The sequence below is a fragment of the Epilithonimonas pallida genome (assembly GCF_900182975.1).
Taxonomy (GTDB): domain Bacteria; phylum Bacteroidota; class Bacteroidia; order Flavobacteriales; family Weeksellaceae; genus Epilithonimonas; species Epilithonimonas pallida.
This window is the reverse complement of the sequence record NZ_FXUO01000001.1, coordinates 363,935-380,695: the sequence shown is the minus strand read 5'-3', so window position 1 is coordinate 380,695 and position 16,761 is coordinate 363,935. Positions and strand designations below refer to the sequence as shown.

Genomic DNA, 16,761 nt, shown 5'->3' with positions numbered 1-16,761 from the left:
TTATAACAAAAATGAAAAATAAAAGAATTATATATAAAAGTTTAGCAATATTTATGCTTACTGGGATTAGTCTTGGAAGTTTAAGTTGCACTGGAGATTACATCGGTGATGTAGAAAATATAGGCTCATTTGATGACGTTAATTATTTCAAAACAGAGGATCAATGCCTAAGCGCAACAGCATCTGTGTATGATATAATGAAAAAATACGCTGGCGGTTTTGAAAATATGGTTACTTTTTTCAATGCCGGGTCCGATGATTTTTATGCTGGTGGGGGTAGTTCAACAGATGGAGCAGGAATTCAGGGATTTAATAATTATAGAATTAACCCAATTACAATGCCCGCAAGTTATTGGAAAGATTATTATCAAGGAATAGCGCGAGCAAACTGGGTAATTGATAGAATCCCTAGTGCACCTGTTAATGATGCTTTTAAAAAGAGAATCTTAGCAGAAGTAACAGTTTTGAGGTCATTATACTATTTCGAGTTAATAAAAATGTTTGGAAACATTCCTTTAATTCTAAAACCGATTAATTCTGATGATGATTATTGGAATATTCCGCAAACACCTCGTGAGGAAATATATAATAAAATCGAAGGAGATATTGTTAATGTTCTAGCTGATTTACCAATGACAGTTTCAGGATCCGAAAATGGACGTATTACGCAAGGAGGAGCAAGGGCTATTCTAGGAAAAATATATTTGTATAATAACAAAAAGACTGAGGCAGCTGCTCAATTTGCACAAGTAAATGGAACTCCTGGCCAAATTAGTCAATATGGTTATAAATTGGTAGATGATTATAAAACTTTGTTTGAAATGTACAAAGTTTCAAATGACAAGTATGAATATCATAAATTTACATCTGAATCAATTGTCGAAGCAGTTTATACAAATGCTGGTATGTCAGATTGGAGTTTTTGGGGACAAGGTAAAGATGAAGGAAACTCAATTTGTATTATGACAGGGCCAAGATCTTATACTTTATCATCAGGTAGTAATGCCCCAGATATTGTTTCTGGTTGGGCTTTTAATACTGTTACAGATGATTTATTCAATTTTATGCAAGGCGATCCAAGAGCTGACGTAACTATTCTTAATGCAAAAAAACTTCAGCAAGACGGTCAAATAACCTACTCTCCTGCATATTCCGACACCGGTTACTTTTTGAAAAAATATGCTCCATATAGAACTGGTGTATCTGACTTGCCTGGGTCAATGGAGCTTAATTTTAGACAAAACTATATTTTAATCCGTTTAGCAGATACTTATCTAATGGAAGCAGAGGCTCTTGGTGCAACAGGCTCTCGAGCACAAGCATTATTAGATGCGGTAAGAGCAAGAGTCGGATTAGCATCAGTACCTGTTTCTTTACAAGCTATAAAAGATGAGAGAAGACGAGAGCTGGCAGGCGAAGGACATCGTTGGTTTGATCTTGTAAGATGGGGAGATGCAGCTTCTAAACTTTCTTCTAAAGGATTTGTAAGTGGAAAAAATGAAGTATTACCAATTCCTTACACTGAATTACTTAACACAGCTTTAAATCAAAATCCACAATATTAATATCGTAAAATTAGTTTTATGAAAACAAAAATTTCGAGAAAAATTTTAAGTATAATATCAGCTTCTCTGTTGATTTTGTCTTGTGTACCCGATACTGTAGATGGGGATGGAAATGGTCTAACACCTACCAACTCTGATGCATCTTTCACAGTAACAAAGACATCCGAAAACCACTACAGATTAACGTCATCCAATAACAATTATATTCAATCAAAATGGGATATAGGTATTGGAACATTTTCGCCCGGACCCAATATTTATGATATTTTTTTACCTGATGAAGGTACTTATGATATCAGGCATCAAATCATTGGACAAGGTGGAATGGTTGGAGGTACGGCCAGCCAATCTATTACAGTACCTGTACGTGATCCTAAAGCAGGAAATTTGATTCAAGGTGGAAAGTTTATGGACGCTGCTGATGTGGCAAAATGGACTTTAACATTCCCTAATCCTTCCAATACAGCTCTTTGGGCTTGGGGAACTGGAAATGCAACTTTTACATCATCTGGATGGAATAGAAATGTTATGTATCAGGCTGTGGAAGTAGTTGAAGGTACAAAATATCAAGCCGATGCTATTGTAAGCTCAAAATCTGGTGTAGAAGACTCTTGGTTTGAAATCTATGTAGGCTATACTAAACCAACCCCAAACAATGATTACACTGGCGATGGTAATGATACAACGTGGTTAAGAGGTATCAACACCTGGGCAGGAAGTGGAAAAAATCCTTTTGAAAAAGCTAAAATATCTGTAATAGGATCAAAAAATGTTAATAATCCTGATGGTTATTTCACTGCAACTAAAACCGGCACAGCGTATTTTGCAATCCGTTCCGGGGGTAATAACATGAAAGACGGAATAACTATTACAAGTGTAGAATTCCGAGGAGTAAACTAATTTTTTCTTATCATATTCTTAGGGTGAAAGAGGTCCTCAAAAACCTCTTTCATTTTTTTCACACTCAATTAACATCAATTAAGCTTCTCTTTTAAAAAGAGAGCTGTATTGGAAAATCTAAATTATTTCAATACAATTTTCTTTGGAAGCTGTTGATTTTCAATAAATCTATTAAAATGTACAATAATAAAATTTTCCCTAACAAGTTATTTTTCTTAGGAATTACGTTTTTTTCTCTCCTGTTTTGTCAAAGCAGCAGTGTAGATGAACAAGCCAATCCTCCCGGTGACAATGGAGAAGATAATGGAAATTATACTTCTGCATCATTTTGGCTGACAAAAGCAGATGAAACGGTTAAACTTCAAAAGCAAAACGATATTTATTTCAAAAATGCTTCTAATAATTATCAAACGATAGATATTGACTCAGAGCAGAAATATCAAATGATTGACGGTTTTGGCTATACCTTGACAGGTGGTAGCGTTCAGGTAATCAATCAATTATCAGCATCAAAAAAAGAGGAATTGCTTCAGAATCTTTTTTCCAATAATGAGAATTCAATCGGAGTAAGCTATCTCAGACTAAGCATCGGTGCATCTGACCTTAACGCAGAAGTTTTTTCTTATGACGATATGCCTGCAGGACAGACAGATCCTTCACTTTCTCAATTTTCATTAGCAAAAGATCAGGCAATGATTGATATGCTTAAAAAAATCCTGACAATCAACCCAAATATCAAAATCATTGCAACGCCCTGGTCACCACCGGTTTGGATGAAAGATAACGGAAGCAGTGTTGGTGGCAGTTTATTACCTCAATACTATAGTGCTTATGCTCAATATTTTGTAAAATACATACAGGCGATGAAAGCGCAGGGAATCACTATTGATGCTATTACACCTCAGAATGAACCTTTGCATCCGGGGAACAATCCAAGTATGTATATGACTTCTGCACAACAAGGGGAATTTATTAAAAATCATTTGGGACCTGCTTTTCAAACAGCTAATATCAGCACCAAAATTATTCTTTATGATCACAATTGTGACAAGCCGGATTATCCAATGAACATCTTAGCAGACGCTGAAGCTGCAAAATATGTTGACGGCTCAGCTTTTCACCTTTATGCTGGAAATATCTCAGTTTTAAGTAATGTACATTTAGCATACCCAAACAAAAACTTATATTTTACAGAGCAATGGACGGGTGCTAATTCTTCATTTTCAGGAGATTTTGTTTGGCATACTAAAAACGTCATCATTGGCTCTATGAGAAACTGGAGCAAAGTAGCACTGGAATGGAATGTTGCTAATGATGCTTCATTTAATCCTCATACACAAGGCGGGTGTACAGAATGTAAAGGCGCCATTACAATTAATTCGAGTGAAGCTTTTACAAGAAACGTAGCTTATTATATCATCGCTCAGGCTTCTAAATTTGTTCCTCAAAATTCTCAAAGAATTGCATCAACGCAGCCGGGAAATCTGAGTTCGGTTGCATTTACAAGACCCGATGGAAAGACAGCTTTGATTGTTCTGAATGAAGGTGATACTACCGAAAATTTTAATATCAGATTTAAAAATAAAACCGCAGTTACATCATTAACGCCAAAGTCTGTCGCAACATTTGTCTTTTAATTTCAAACAATTAGTATGAAAAGAGTTTTTTCTATTTCTAATATTATTTTGTTGTCTATAGCAATATCCTGTTCCACAGCAAAAGACAAAAGAGAGTTGATTTTTCAGGATGAATTTAACGGAGCGATGATTGATCCTTCAAAATGGACATTCGAAGTGGGAGGAGATGGTTTTGGTAATAATGAGCTTCAGTTTTATACCAAAGACCGAAAAGAAAACGCTAGAGTAGAAAACGGAAATCTCATCATAGAAGCCAGAAAAGAAAAATGGGAAAAGAATGATTATACTTCCGCAAAGTTAATTACAAAAGAAACTTTCCCTTTTCAGTATGGAAGCATTGAAGTGCGAGCTAAGTTACCAAAAGGAAAAGGAACATGGCCAGCTATCTGGATGCTAAGTAAAAATATCAAGGAATGGCCGGATGACGGGGAAATCGACATAATGGAACACGTGGGTTACAACGAGGGTTTTGTCCACGGATCTGTTCATACCAAAAAGTACAATCATATCATCGGAACTCAGAAAACTGATACGATTATTGTGAAAGATGCAACCAGCCAATTTCATGTTTATAGAGCTGATTGGACTCCTGACAAAATAGAAATGTTCGTAGATAACAAAAAATACTTTACTTACATCAATACAGAAAAAACTTACGACGCCTGGCCATTTGATCAGCCGTTTTATTTGATTCTTAATCAAGCTGTCGGCGGTAATTGGGGTGGGAAAGAAGGCGTCGATTCGGGGATTTATCCTCAGAAATTCTTAATCGATTACGTAAGGATTTATAAATCAAAATAACTAAAATACAATTCTATATTTTATAGATTTTCATCTAATGAATAGATTAATTTTATCTTGCTTTTTGACAGGAATGATCATTAATGCCAATGCGCAGAATTACTGGAAAAAAGGAATGAAAGAGGGTAGAGTCTTCATGACTTCCCAAAAAAATAACGAAAAATTTGCCAAGAAAGCGAATGCCAAATTCATAGATTTTCCTCAACCTAAAGAAACCGACATCTGTGTTTTCGTAGATCCTGATTTCAAATACCAGAAACTGATAGGATTTGGTGGTGCCATTACAGACGCGTCTGCTGAGGTTTTTGCTAAACTTCCAAAAGAAAAGCAGAAAGAATTGATCGAAGCTTATTATGGGAAAACCGGTTTGGGATACAACGTTATCAGAACCAATATGAATTCTTGTGATTTTTCCAGCGACAGCTATACCTATGTAAAAGATAATGACACTTCGTTAAGCTCATTCGATATCAAGCACGATGAACAGTATAAGATTCCATTGATAAAACTAGCACAACAAGCTATCGATCCAAAAGATTTCAGATTTTATTTCAGTCCGTGGAGTCCGCCAGCGTGGATGAAATCGAATAATAATATGCTGAAAGGCGGGCGTCTTTTGGATAAATATTATCAGGTTTGGGCCAATTATTATATCAAATTCATTCAGGAATATGAGAAAAGAAATATTCCGGTCTGGGGACTCAGTGTTCAGAATGAACCAATGGCGACTCAGACCTGGGAATCTTGCCTTTATACAGCGGATGAAGAAGCCAAATTGCTAAGAGAAAATCTTGGTCCGGCATTGTGGAAAAATGGCTACAAAGATAAAAAAGTAATTATCTGGGATCATAACAGAGACCTGATGTATCAACGCGCTACAACCACTTTACAAGACCAGGAAACTTCCAAATACGCTTCCGGTATTGGTTATCACTGGTATGAGACGTGGAATAACAAATCGCAATTATTTGATAATGTGGCTGAAACTTACAGAGCTTTTCCTGACAAATTCCTGATTTTCACAGAAGGTTGCAAAGAACAATTTGATTTTTCTAAAATTTATGATATAAGCTTAGGCGAATTGTATGGACGAAATATGATTAACGATTTCAACAAAGGAACTTCTGCCTGGACAGACTGGAACATTCTTTTGGATGAAAAAGGTGGCCCCAATCATGTGGGTAATTTTTGTTTTGCACCAGTTATCGCAGATACCGGAAAAGGGGAGTTGCACTACACTTACGAATATTATTACATTGGCCATCTTTCAAAATACATCAAACCCAATGCTCGGCGTGTAGGAAGTTCTACCAACAAAGACTTCTTATTATCAACAAGTTTTATGAATGAAAATGGGAAACTGGTCGTTGTAGTGATGAACGAAGGTAATACCGACACAGATTTTAATTTATGGATCGAAGGAAAATCTTCCAAACTTTCGGCGCCGGCACATTCTATACAGACTATAGTTTTATAAATTATATATTTTTAAGGGTAATACAGCAGTTTTTAGCTGCTGTATTTATTTTAAATGTTTACAATCAGTTGGTGTTAATCGTCTTCCTTTGGAATAATTAATTGCTTTGGATGAAACGTAAACTTGGTTTGGAGAATTATTATTTGAATAACTTCCGATTCCTTCAAGCAAAACACCGCTATCCTGTAAAAAGTAAACTTCGCGCTCGCTTGTCGTACCTTCAGACATAAACTTATAATTCAGTTTCAAAGTATCACCGGAAACGGTTCCGGAAACATCACCGGTTGAAGAATCTTTTTCAAAATTTTTGTATGCCAATTTACCGGAAACTTTTCCGTTAACAATTTTATAGGATAATGTCATAGAATCTTTAGCCAACACATTCATGTAACAATAATCAACATTTTCTGTTGTAGAAATCTGATTTTTTTCATTATCAGGAATGGCTAACGTATCAGGTTTTCGGTTTTCAACATTCAGTTGTTTGCCGTCATTTTTTTCACAAGAATGGATAATTGTAACGCCTGATAGAATTAAAATAATTTTTTTCATAATAGATTATTTTGTGACAGAATAAAATTAGAAAATATTATACCAAAATATCACATAGAAATAGTGTCGGATATGCTCAGTTTAGCAATTATAAAATGTCCTATAATTTATATTATGTTAAATAGAGTATTGCAACCAACTCATAAAAAGCTGATTAATAAAGGTTAAATTACTGATTTATTCTATAACGAAATCGACCAACGATTCAAGTTTTGGAAATCTTTTTTGTGAAATAAATTTCTTATCTGTACAGTCAATTTCCTGCCAGCCTTTTTTATGATTCAGATCACCAACTTCAACAACGTATGGCTGATAAGTCAGATTATTATTTTCATCAAGAATTTCTCTATATTGTATGGCGATATCCAAAATACATTCGAATTCTGTATTGAGCCTGACATTCCTGTAGATCAGATCAAAATGAGATTCTTTGTTCTGAGGAATGTCAAAATAAGTTTCATAGCTCAATGTGTCACCTTTAAGGACTGACATTGCCTTTAAAGCAAAATATAAAGCTTGAGTATAAAATTCCCGAGTCTTACCCCGTTCCAAATCATTTTCAAAATATCCACCTTCAAACAATATTGCAGGTATCCCGGCTTTCATAAAATTATCACCACTGGATGTTGGGTAAAATTCGTCTGTATATTTGGCAATCCTGTCAGGGAGAATTTGTTTCATCTGCATATAGATCGCAGCGATTACAGCCATACTTCTTTTTCTGTTTTCTGTGATATCACGATCAGCATTTTCCGATGGCGCCAAAAATGATAACGTTGCAGGATGTTTTCCATCGGTCGTAAAAATTGTTCTCTGATCATGAAGATTTAAAAGATAGCTGTAATTATTATTGAGAATTAATGATTTCAGTAATTTCATTTCAACACTCGAAGTCCTCAAGAAATCTCTGTTGATATCGATGTCAAAAGCATTTCGTCTTGTCCAGGCTTCAGAACCATCAGGATTCAGCATAAAGATGAAATCTAACTGTATTAATTCAAATAATTTCTCTTTCAGTTCCGGATGCTTTTCAAATATAGCTAATAGATCCAGCATTGCCAAAGTCGCTGTAGATTCGTTACCGTGCATTTGCGACCAGGCAGCAACCTTGATGTTACCTTTTCCGAGGGTCATCATGTAGATAGGTTTCCCGAGACTGGATTTTCCTACCTCTTTGATGTAATCGCTGTAATCGTCCTGTAAGTAAGAAAATAATTTTTCAGGGGAAATATAGCGTTCTGGGAAGTTTACATTTTTAAAATAAGGGAAACTGAAATTCATTTTTACGGTATTTGATTTTTCACAAAAATAACATTTAATCACAAATATCAGTGTTTACATTTGTAAAATGATTAAACATTGACAAATGTCACTTTGTCTGTTGATTATTTTGTGGAATACATTATTTTTAATTTATTTTCATATAAATTTAAATATCAATATTTTACGTATTTTAAATTAAGTAATTATTTATATTTACTTTAAGTATAGAAATAGTGTTAATTACTAATTTGTTCAGGAATTCACTAAACGATTTTCCATACATTTATTACTGTTTTTTACAAATGTACAACGCATTAAATCACAATTAATTCGCTATTTTTGTCCATTAAAAAGTTATGATGAGCAACGAAATTCTATTTCTTTCAGGATTTTTGGTATTTATAATTACGATACTACTTTTAGATCTGGGCATTTTTAATAAAAAGGATTCTGCAGTTTCTCTTAAACAAGCCGGGTTGATGAGTGTTTTCATTATTCTGTTATCACTAGGTTTTTATATCCTACTCACCTATTACGGCCATCTGATTCATGGGATAGACAGTATGGAAAGACTACAGGAGATCGTAGCAAAGCACAAACATCCTATAAAAATTGTACCCGGGAATCTGGAACATAGCATAATGGTATATGACAAAAACCTGGGATTGGAGTTTCTTACAGGTTATCTAGTAGAATATGCTTTATCGGTCGATAATATCTTTGTCATTCTTCTTGTCTTCAGCGGATTCGGAGTTGCACCGCGTAATTATCACCGGGTTCTTTTTTGGGGAATTTTTGGGGCAATTGTAATGCGTTTTCTCTTTATATTTATAGGAGCAGCACTGATTCAGAAATTCGAATGGATAATGTATGTCTTTGGAGCATTTCTGGTTTATACAGGGATTAAAATGTTTATTGACAGAAATAAGGATGAAGAAATTGATCCACAGCATCATCCGGTTGTCAAATTTGCACAAAAGCATTTTAAGGTTCATAATCAGTTCGTTGGGAATAAATTCTTTGTGGTCGTTGATGGAATCAAGAAAATGACACCTTTATTCCTTGTATTAATTATCATAGAATTAACAGATTTGATTTTTGCGGTTGATAGTATACCGGCGATTTTTTCTATAACCAAAGATCCTTATATCGTGTTCTTCTCAAACATATTTGCAATTATCGGGTTAAGATCTATGTTCTTTCTTTTAGCCGGGATTGTTAATAAGTTCAGGTTTTTAAAAATTGGTTTGGCTGCGTTATTAGCGTTTATAGGTCTGAAAATGATTTTTCACCATTACCTGGAAGATATTGGTTTCGGGACTTCAGAATCACTAATCGTGATCATGTCAATTCTTCTGTTAAGCATAGGTACATCCCTACTCTTTCCTGAGAAAAAATCAAAAATGCTTAAATCTTAGGCTTAAAATTGAGACATTTAAAGACTTCAAGCTTCCTTTAGGAGGCTTTTTTTATGGTCTAAATCAAAGTTTTCAATGCTTCATGTTGTAATATTTATCTTTTTCACATTATCCACATAAATATTGAGATTATAATTCTTTTATTCACACTTATCCACAAATAATAATATAACTAGTTAAAAACTAAGCATTTATAATTAATAATCTTATCAATTTAATTTGTTTACAAAAGTAAATAACATGAAATTACATTTGTAACATTTCTTATCACTTAATTTATTACATTTGTAAAATGGAATTTAATGATAGAATTACAAAAGTTATCGAATATACAGAGCTTACTCCCGCTGAGTTTGCTGAAGAGATTGGTGTACAACGTTCAAGCATTTCGCATATCATTTCTGGGAGAAACAAACCCTCTCTTGATTTCATTTCTAAAATAAAAACCAAGTTTCCAGAGCTTGAATGGGAATGGCTAATTACAGGTTTTGGAGAAATGCTTATTAATAAGGAAGAAAATTCTCCTACAACTATTCAATCTATTGAAGAAGTTAAGTCTGTAAAAAAAACATTACCGGATTTATTTTCGTTAATCGATGACGAAAATTTTGGAAAGGAAGAAAACGAATTAAAATCTCAAAAAAATAATAACTCATCAGAATCGAATATTTCCGCACCTTCTATAGAAAAGAAAAATATAGCCGATTCTCAGCGATTAGAAAATTTTGATGAAAAGCAAGACAATTCATCAAAAAAAATCAAAAGAATTGTATTTTTTTATCAGGACGGAACTTTTGAAACTTATGAAAATTAGTTAACTTTAACTCCATCATTTTGGCCTCATAGTTCAACGGATAGAATAGAAGTTTCCTAAACTTTAGATCCAAGTTCGATTCTTGGTGAGGCTACAAATTTATAAACCTTAACTTTGCCGAAAATAATCTTTTGAAAGACCTTCTACTGATCACCCCGCCTTTCACCCAGCTTAATACGCCATACCCGGCGACAGCTTACATCAAAGGTTTTCTGAATACGAAAAACCTATCAAGCTATCAAATGGATTTGGGAATCGAAGTGATATTGGAACTTTTTTCTAGAGAAGGTATCCAAAAGGTTTTCAATACGGATATCGATTTCCATCATACTTCTGAAAATTCTCAGCGAATCTTTGCTTTACGTGAAGAATACATCAAAACCATAGATCAGGTCATTCTCTTTTTACAGAATCAGAACCCTACATTAGCAAGACAGATTTGTTCTATGAATTTTCTTCCGGAAGCTTCCCGATTCAATCAATTAGATGACATGGAGTTTGCCTTTGGAAATATGGGATTGCAGGATAAGGCAAAACATTTGGCAACATTATATCTGGAAGATCTTTCCGATTATATTGTAGAAAATATCGATTCTGATTTTGGCTTCAGCAGATATGCGGAGCGATTGGGAAAAAGTGCCAATTCTTTTGATGAATTATATTCTAAAATTAATGCAGATCCAACTTTCATCGATGATTTTACATTAAAGATTCTTAAAGAAAATCTGGAACTGGTTCAGCCAAAGCTGGTTTGTTTTTCGGTGCCGTTTCCTGGGAATTTATATTCCGCTTTCCGATGTGCAAAGTTCATCAAAGAAAATTATCCGAACATCAAAACTGCAATGGGCGGTGGTTTCCCGAATACAGAACTCAGAGAAGTTAAGGATGTGCGCGTATTTGAATTCTTTGATTTTATCACTCTAGACGACGGCGAATTACCATTGGAATTGGTTTATGAAAATATTTGTCATTCTGAACATTGTGAAGAATCTCAATATAAAAGAACTTTCCTACTAAAAAGCGGAGAAGTAACTTATAAAAACAATTCCAACAGACACGATTATAAACAATCCGAAATCGGAACGCCTGATTATTCGGATCTTCAACTGAACCGATACATTTCTGTCATCGAGGTGGCTAATCCAATGCACAGCTTGTGGAGCGATGGGCGCTGGAATAAGCTGACAATGGCGCACGGCTGCTATTGGGGCAAGTGTACCTTCTGTGATATTTCATTAGATTATATCAAGATTTATGAACCGATCTCTGCCAAAATCCTGGTGGACAGAATGGAGCAATTGATTCATCAAACTGGTGAAACAGGTTTTCATTTTGTAGATGAAGCTGCTCCTCCAGCTTTGATGAGAGAAGTAGCCTTGGAAATTCTGCGGAGAAATCTCGTCGTGACTTGGTGGACGAATATCAGATTCGAAAAAAGCTTTACTCAGGATTTATGTTTTCTCTTGAAAATATCCGGCTGCATTGCTGTTTCCGGAGGATTGGAAGTTGCCAGTGACCGATTACTGAAATTGATTGATAAAGGTGTTTCTGTGGAGCAGGTTGCCAAAGTTACCCGCAATTTTACCGAAGCTGGTATTATGGTTCACGCTTATCTGATGTATGGCTACCCGACTCAGACCGTTCAGGAAACAGTCGATTCTTTGGAAATGGTTCGTCAGTTATTCGAGATGGGAATTCTGCAAAGTGGTTTTTGGCATCAGTTTGCAATGACAGCACACTCTCCTGTCGGCATTAATCCAGAAGAATTTGGAGTGACACCAATTAAGCAGGAAATTAAATTTGCTAATAATGACATTGATTTTACGGATAAAACAGGAATCGATCACAGCCAATTTAGTTTTGGTCTGAAGAAATCTCTGTTCAATTATATGCACGGCATCAATTTCGAAATCCCTCTGCAGGATTGGTTTGATTTCAAAATCCCGAAAACGACTATTCATCCGGATTATATCCATGATTGTTTGTTGGAAGATGAGAATTTCATTTTCAAAGGCAATTCTAAACTGATTTTCCTGGATAAAAATGTCATAGCAAAAGACATTATCAAAACAAAAAAAGGCAACTCCTGGGAATTGAAACAGATTACTTTTCATCTCAAAACCAATATCGTAAAGATAGAGCTGGACAAAGACAAAGCTGATTGGCTGATTAAGATCCTGGAAGAGAATTCAATAGAAAATCCAAAAAAAATCACTCTGCAACAATTGAAGAATCAGTTTGAAGAACTGTTTGAAGATTTTGAATTGTTCTGGTTTTCAAAACCAATTCAGCAACTCAAAGAAAACGGAATCATCCTAAGTTTATAACATAAAAAAATCCCGAAAATTAGTTTCCGGGATTTATATTTACTTGATGCCTAAAAGTTCCACTTCAAAGATCAAAGTGCTGTTAGGTCCTATCTCTTTGCTGATCTGCTCTTCGCCATAGGCAAGATTTGGTGGCAGGGTCAGTCTCCATTTGCTGCCAACCGGCATCAGTTGCAAACCTTCTGTCCAACCAGAGATTACACGGTTCAATGGAAAAGACGCCGGCTTTCCACGTTTTACTGAGCTGTCAAAAACCGCTCCTGTAATTGTGGTGCCGTGGTAATGAACCGTTACCGTATCCTTCGCTTTTGGTTTAGCGCCCTCGCCTTCTGTGATGATCTCGTATTGCAATCCGCTTGGCAGGGTTACCACACCTTCCTTCGCAGCGTTCGCTTCCATATAAGCTTTGCCGTCATTAAGATTTTTTTCAGCTAAAGCTTTTTTCTTTTTTAGTAATAAATCTGCAACTCCCATAATATCTATTTAAGAACACAAAAATAAGGTTTTAAAAATAAAAGTGGTCACACAAGAGCCACTAAGTGATTACTGAGGAGGATTGTTATCTTGAGAATTATTCGGGAGATCCGAATTCTTTGCCGCTTTTACCAACTCATTGACATCGGCGTAGAAAAGTTTCCAATCGGTGACATCTTTCATTGCGGTGATGAGGTTGAGGAAAGATTTCAAAGACCTTTCCAGATCTTTGCGGATTCCTGATGCTGTTTTCTGATTCCGAAGATCGGCATTGGCAGAGGCTTGTTCTGCAAAGAGTGTTTCAAAAGCTTCCTGTTTATTTTTCATATCTGTGAAAGCATCTTCCAGAGACAATGCTTTTAACTTTTGGCTGTTATCAGATTTCTCCAGTTCCTCGATCAGTTTTTTCATTTGAGCGGTTTGGGAGGAATAGCTTAGCTTGTACAGCTCCAGACCAAACAATTTGAAAATCTGATACAGGTCTTCTGCATATTGATAGTTAGCAACCGAGGATAACTTTCTGTACCCATTTAAGAATCCTTTCAGATCAGAGAATGCGTTATCTCTTTCTTTATCCGCTTGAGCAACCGAATCTCCTTTCCCACTGTAGATTTGTTTAGCATACACGGCATCATAATCCGCATATTTCAATTTGAGTTCTGCCAATAGTGGATGAGCTGTGATGACAGCATAAGTTCCGGACTCTGAAACATTGATGGTCCTTTGGGCAAGTGTAGCCAAATCTTTGGTACTTAACTTTGATAGTGTAATTTTCATACATTTAGTGTTTTTGTTGTTAATTATTTAGTTTTTTACACATTTTAAATGTATAAAAATATTCTTTAGTCACAAAACTATAGTTGGGAAACAAAAGTAAAAGTCATTTTATTACAAAACGAAGGTTTTCTGACTTACGCCAAAGTTGTTTGCTTACAAAACCCTCGTTTGGAAACCAAAGTAAAAGTTGTTTTGTTATAAAACTAGGGTTTTGTGACTTCCGGAGGAGTTGGGTAGGTTGGAAAACGAAGGTTTTTAATTTTGGAAGTTTTTATTAATTGCAGTAGAAATACGGAAGGATGGGAATTTGGATTGGTTTATTTTTGAGATTACGGAAAACCGTAAGGTTAAAGCCTCCTTAATTTGTATATTTGAAGTTATTCTTTAATAGAACAAGATTTATTAAGGTAATTATATATTTATATAAAATCGAACATATGAAACTAATTAATTTTAAGGGTAACAGAATAAATGAGTACATTGATATTGACATTGAATTTAATGAAGATCTATCTATTTTAGTTGGAACAAATGGATCTGGTAAAACAACTACTATTGATCTTATTCAAGCTTTATTATTACCAAACTTATTAGACTTAGTTAGAATTCCTTTCGATTATATAGAACTTGAACTTGAAATACGAGGCGAATTATATAAAATTACGGCACTAAAAAAATCTGGCGAATTAACTATAAGTATTAAAAAAGGACAATTATTTGAAAAAGGACAGTTGTTTGAATTAGATTTATATGAACCATTAATTATAAATCGAAAAATTCTAGACGAATTTGAATATATAAAAATTGAAAAGCATACAAAAGCAAATACAATTATATTAAAGAGATATATTGAAAATCCTGTAATTATTTTCATCAATGATATTCAAAAACCAATATTTATAGGATTAGAAAGAACAAATAACGATGTGAGGGAAGATTATAAAAACTATCTGTACGAAAGAAATGTAATAAGCCGAAAATATTCTAAATATGAAGATACAGGTAATTTCTCTTCACTCACAAAAGATAATTTGGGGGTGTCAATATTGGAAACCGAATTATTGATTCAAAACGTATATAAATCATTAAAAATTATTCAAGAGAAATATTTTAAAAAAATACAGCGTGAACTAATTGCTACATCTTTTGATTTTATAGAATTTGATATTGACGACTTACCAAATGAAGTTAATATTAAAGAAAAATATTTAATTATTGAGCGAAGAAAAGAGATTGAGGACTCTTTAAAAAATATTGGTTTTTTAGATAAAGTTGTTTCACATAAATTAAATACATTTTTTGATAAAATAAATCAATTATTTGAGCCTAGTCCTGAGTTGAAAAATAAAGGAGTTACTATTGAATGGCTTTTAAATAAAGCTCAAGTCGACAAACTTATTAGAATTGTTGGAATTATTGATGAATATAATACTACCTATTCGGACACTTTCAAACCGGTAAATAAATTTCTAAACATCATTAATACTTTTTTTAAAGACACTGGAAAAAAATTGATTGTCGATGAAGTAGGTAGATTATTTATAAATAAACCATACGGTAGAGCATTAACTGTTGATGAATTGTCGTCGGGAGAACGACAGCTTATTATTTTATTTGCTAACGTTATTTTTAACAAATTAAAAGAGTCTAATAAGAATAATACAACAGAAATATTGGTGATTGACGAGCCTGAAATCTCATTACACATTAGGTGGCAAGAGCTATTTATAAATTCTCTTTTTGAAGCTTCAGATAAAACTCAATTCATCATTGCTACACATTCACCTGACATAATTGGAGATCATAAGTTTAAAACAAAAAAAATAAATAAAAAATAAAATGGCAGAAAGAAGTACTAGTTCAAAATCTGCTAGATCAGTATTACTTGAAGATTTTAATGAAATAGATGTTTACGTTGAGGACACCTCTGTAGAAACAAAAAAACTTTATACAATTATTTTAAATAAAGCTACAAATTCAAAATATTCAATTGAATCAGTATTACCATTAGGCAACTCAAAATCAGTAATAGATGAGTGGAAAAAACATAAAGGTATAAATGATGGGAGAAAGAAAGTTTTTATAATTGATGGAGATTTTTATCTAATAAATGAAGATATTAATGAGGTTATTAATGATGATAAAATATCAGATTTGACAGGTTTATATATTTTACCAAAATATTGTATTGAAAATTTTTTAATAGATGAATCTGCATTAATTTCTCTTATACACGATGATGATCCTATTCAAAATCATAGTCAGATTAGTGAAAATTTAAATTTTCAAGAATGGGTAGTAGAAAATGAAGAACAACTATATAATTTATTTATTCTCTACTCTATTATCATAAAATTTAAATTAGGAATTCAAAATGTCCAATTCGGAGTAGGTAAATTATGTACTGACTCAAGTGGGGTGGTTTGCAAAACAAAAATTCAAAATAGAATTGATGATTTAAAATCTGAAATAACTGCAAAAATATCTATTAATTTAGAGCAAGAAATTAAAATAAGGAAAGAAAAACTACATCTTGCGGAAAATAAATTATTAAAATTCGTATCAGGCAAAGATTATTTATTTCCTTTATTGAAAAGTCGAATTAAATCGAAACATAAATTCAATCCAGACCAAGCATCATTTAAAATTAGACTGGCTAAAAATTGTTCTTTTAATGAAATTCAAAATGTATTCGACAATATAATTTCCTAAAGTAAAAAAAACCTGCTTCACAGCAGGTTTTCATATTTATAAAG

14 protein-coding genes and 1 tRNA gene are annotated in these 16,761 nt (G+C 33.8%); 11 read left to right on the top strand and 4 right to left on the bottom strand.

Features of this window, described 5'->3' with window-relative positions; genetic code table 11:
* Positions 1-11 precede the first annotated feature (11 nt).
* From QOL71_RS01555 to QOL71_RS01535, 5 genes are all read left to right on the top strand, one after another.
* Positions 12-1,565, top strand: coding sequence for a RagB/SusD family nutrient uptake outer membrane protein (locus QOL71_RS01555; RefSeq protein ID WP_283415258.1), 1,554 nt, complete (start codon positions 12-14; stop codon positions 1,563-1,565).
* Between the two features lie 18 nt (positions 1,566-1,583).
* The gene (locus QOL71_RS01550) at positions 1,584-2,465 is read left to right on the top strand and encodes a hypothetical protein (protein WP_283415257.1); all 882 of its coding nucleotides are present in this window, start codon (positions 1,584-1,586) and stop codon (positions 2,463-2,465) included.
* 176 nt (positions 2,466-2,641) lie between these two features.
* Positions 2,642-4,102, top strand: coding sequence for a glycoside hydrolase family 30 protein (locus QOL71_RS01545; RefSeq protein WP_283415256.1), 1,461 nt, complete (start codon positions 2,642-2,644; stop codon positions 4,100-4,102).
* A 15-nt stretch (positions 4,103-4,117) separates the two neighbouring features.
* Entirely contained in the window at positions 4,118-4,903 is a 786-nt protein-coding gene (locus QOL71_RS01540) for a glycoside hydrolase family 16 protein (protein WP_283415255.1), read from the top strand.
* A gap of 37 nt (positions 4,904-4,940) precedes the next feature.
* Entirely contained in the window at positions 4,941-6,380 is a 1,440-nt protein-coding gene (locus QOL71_RS01535) for a glycoside hydrolase family 30 protein (protein ID WP_283415254.1), read from the top strand.
* A 45-nt stretch (positions 6,381-6,425) separates the two neighbouring features.
* Here QOL71_RS01535 and QOL71_RS01530 read toward each other — a convergent pair whose 3' ends face one another.
* A complete protein-coding gene (locus QOL71_RS01530; protein WP_283415253.1) occupies positions 6,426-6,932 on the bottom strand; it encodes a hypothetical protein in 507 nt (168 codons plus the stop codon).
* Positions 6,933-7,109: 177 nt separating this feature from the next.
* Positions 7,110-8,213: a M14 family zinc carboxypeptidase gene (locus QOL71_RS01525; RefSeq protein WP_283415252.1), complete on the bottom strand. Its 1,104-nt coding sequence runs from the start codon at positions 8,211-8,213 to the stop codon at positions 7,110-7,112.
* A 341-nt stretch (positions 8,214-8,554) separates the two neighbouring features.
* Here QOL71_RS01525 and QOL71_RS01520 point away from each other — a divergent pair, with 341 nt between their 5' ends.
* The 4 genes from QOL71_RS01520 (at position 8,555) to QOL71_RS01505 (ending at position 12,754) form a co-directional block, all read left to right on the top strand.
* On the top strand, positions 8,555-9,613 hold the full coding sequence (locus QOL71_RS01520; RefSeq protein ID WP_283415525.1) for a TerC/Alx family metal homeostasis membrane protein: 1,059 nt from the start codon (positions 8,555-8,557) through the stop codon (positions 9,611-9,613).
* Positions 9,614-9,905: 292 nt separating this feature from the next.
* Positions 9,906-10,427 carry a helix-turn-helix domain-containing protein gene (locus QOL71_RS01515; protein ID WP_283415251.1) on the top strand — a complete coding sequence of 174 codons (522 nt, stop codon included), beginning with the start codon at positions 9,906-9,908 and terminating at the stop codon, positions 10,425-10,427.
* 22 nt (positions 10,428-10,449) lie between these two features.
* Positions 10,450-10,521: transfer RNA gene (locus tag QOL71_RS01510), tRNA-Arg, on the top strand.
* A 37-nt stretch (positions 10,522-10,558) separates the two neighbouring features.
* A complete protein-coding gene (locus QOL71_RS01505; RefSeq protein WP_283415250.1) occupies positions 10,559-12,754 on the top strand; it encodes a B12-binding domain-containing radical SAM protein in 2,196 nt (731 codons plus the stop codon).
* Between the two features lie 39 nt (positions 12,755-12,793).
* Here QOL71_RS01505 and bamJ read toward each other — a convergent pair whose 3' ends face one another.
* A complete protein-coding gene (bamJ, locus tag QOL71_RS01500) occupies positions 12,794-13,228 on the bottom strand; it encodes a BamJ family beta-barrel-assembly machinery protein (RefSeq protein ID WP_283415249.1) in 435 nt (144 codons plus the stop codon).
* 69 nt (positions 13,229-13,297) lie between these two features.
* The gene (locus QOL71_RS01495) at positions 13,298-14,005 is read right to left on the bottom strand and encodes a DUF6261 family protein (RefSeq protein ID WP_283415248.1); all 708 of its coding nucleotides are present in this window, start codon (positions 14,003-14,005) and stop codon (positions 13,298-13,300) included.
* Between the two features lie 437 nt (positions 14,006-14,442).
* Here QOL71_RS01495 and QOL71_RS01490 point away from each other — a divergent pair, with 437 nt between their 5' ends.
* Positions 14,443-15,843, top strand: a complete 1,401-nt coding sequence (locus QOL71_RS01490; protein WP_283415247.1) for an AAA family ATPase — start codon at positions 14,443-14,445, stop codon at positions 15,841-15,843.
* 1 nt (position 15,844) lies between these two features.
* Positions 15,845-16,717, top strand: coding sequence for a DUF4435 domain-containing protein (locus QOL71_RS01485; RefSeq protein ID WP_283415246.1), 873 nt, complete (start codon positions 15,845-15,847; stop codon positions 16,715-16,717).
* The last annotated feature ends 44 nt before the right edge of the window (positions 16,718-16,761 follow it).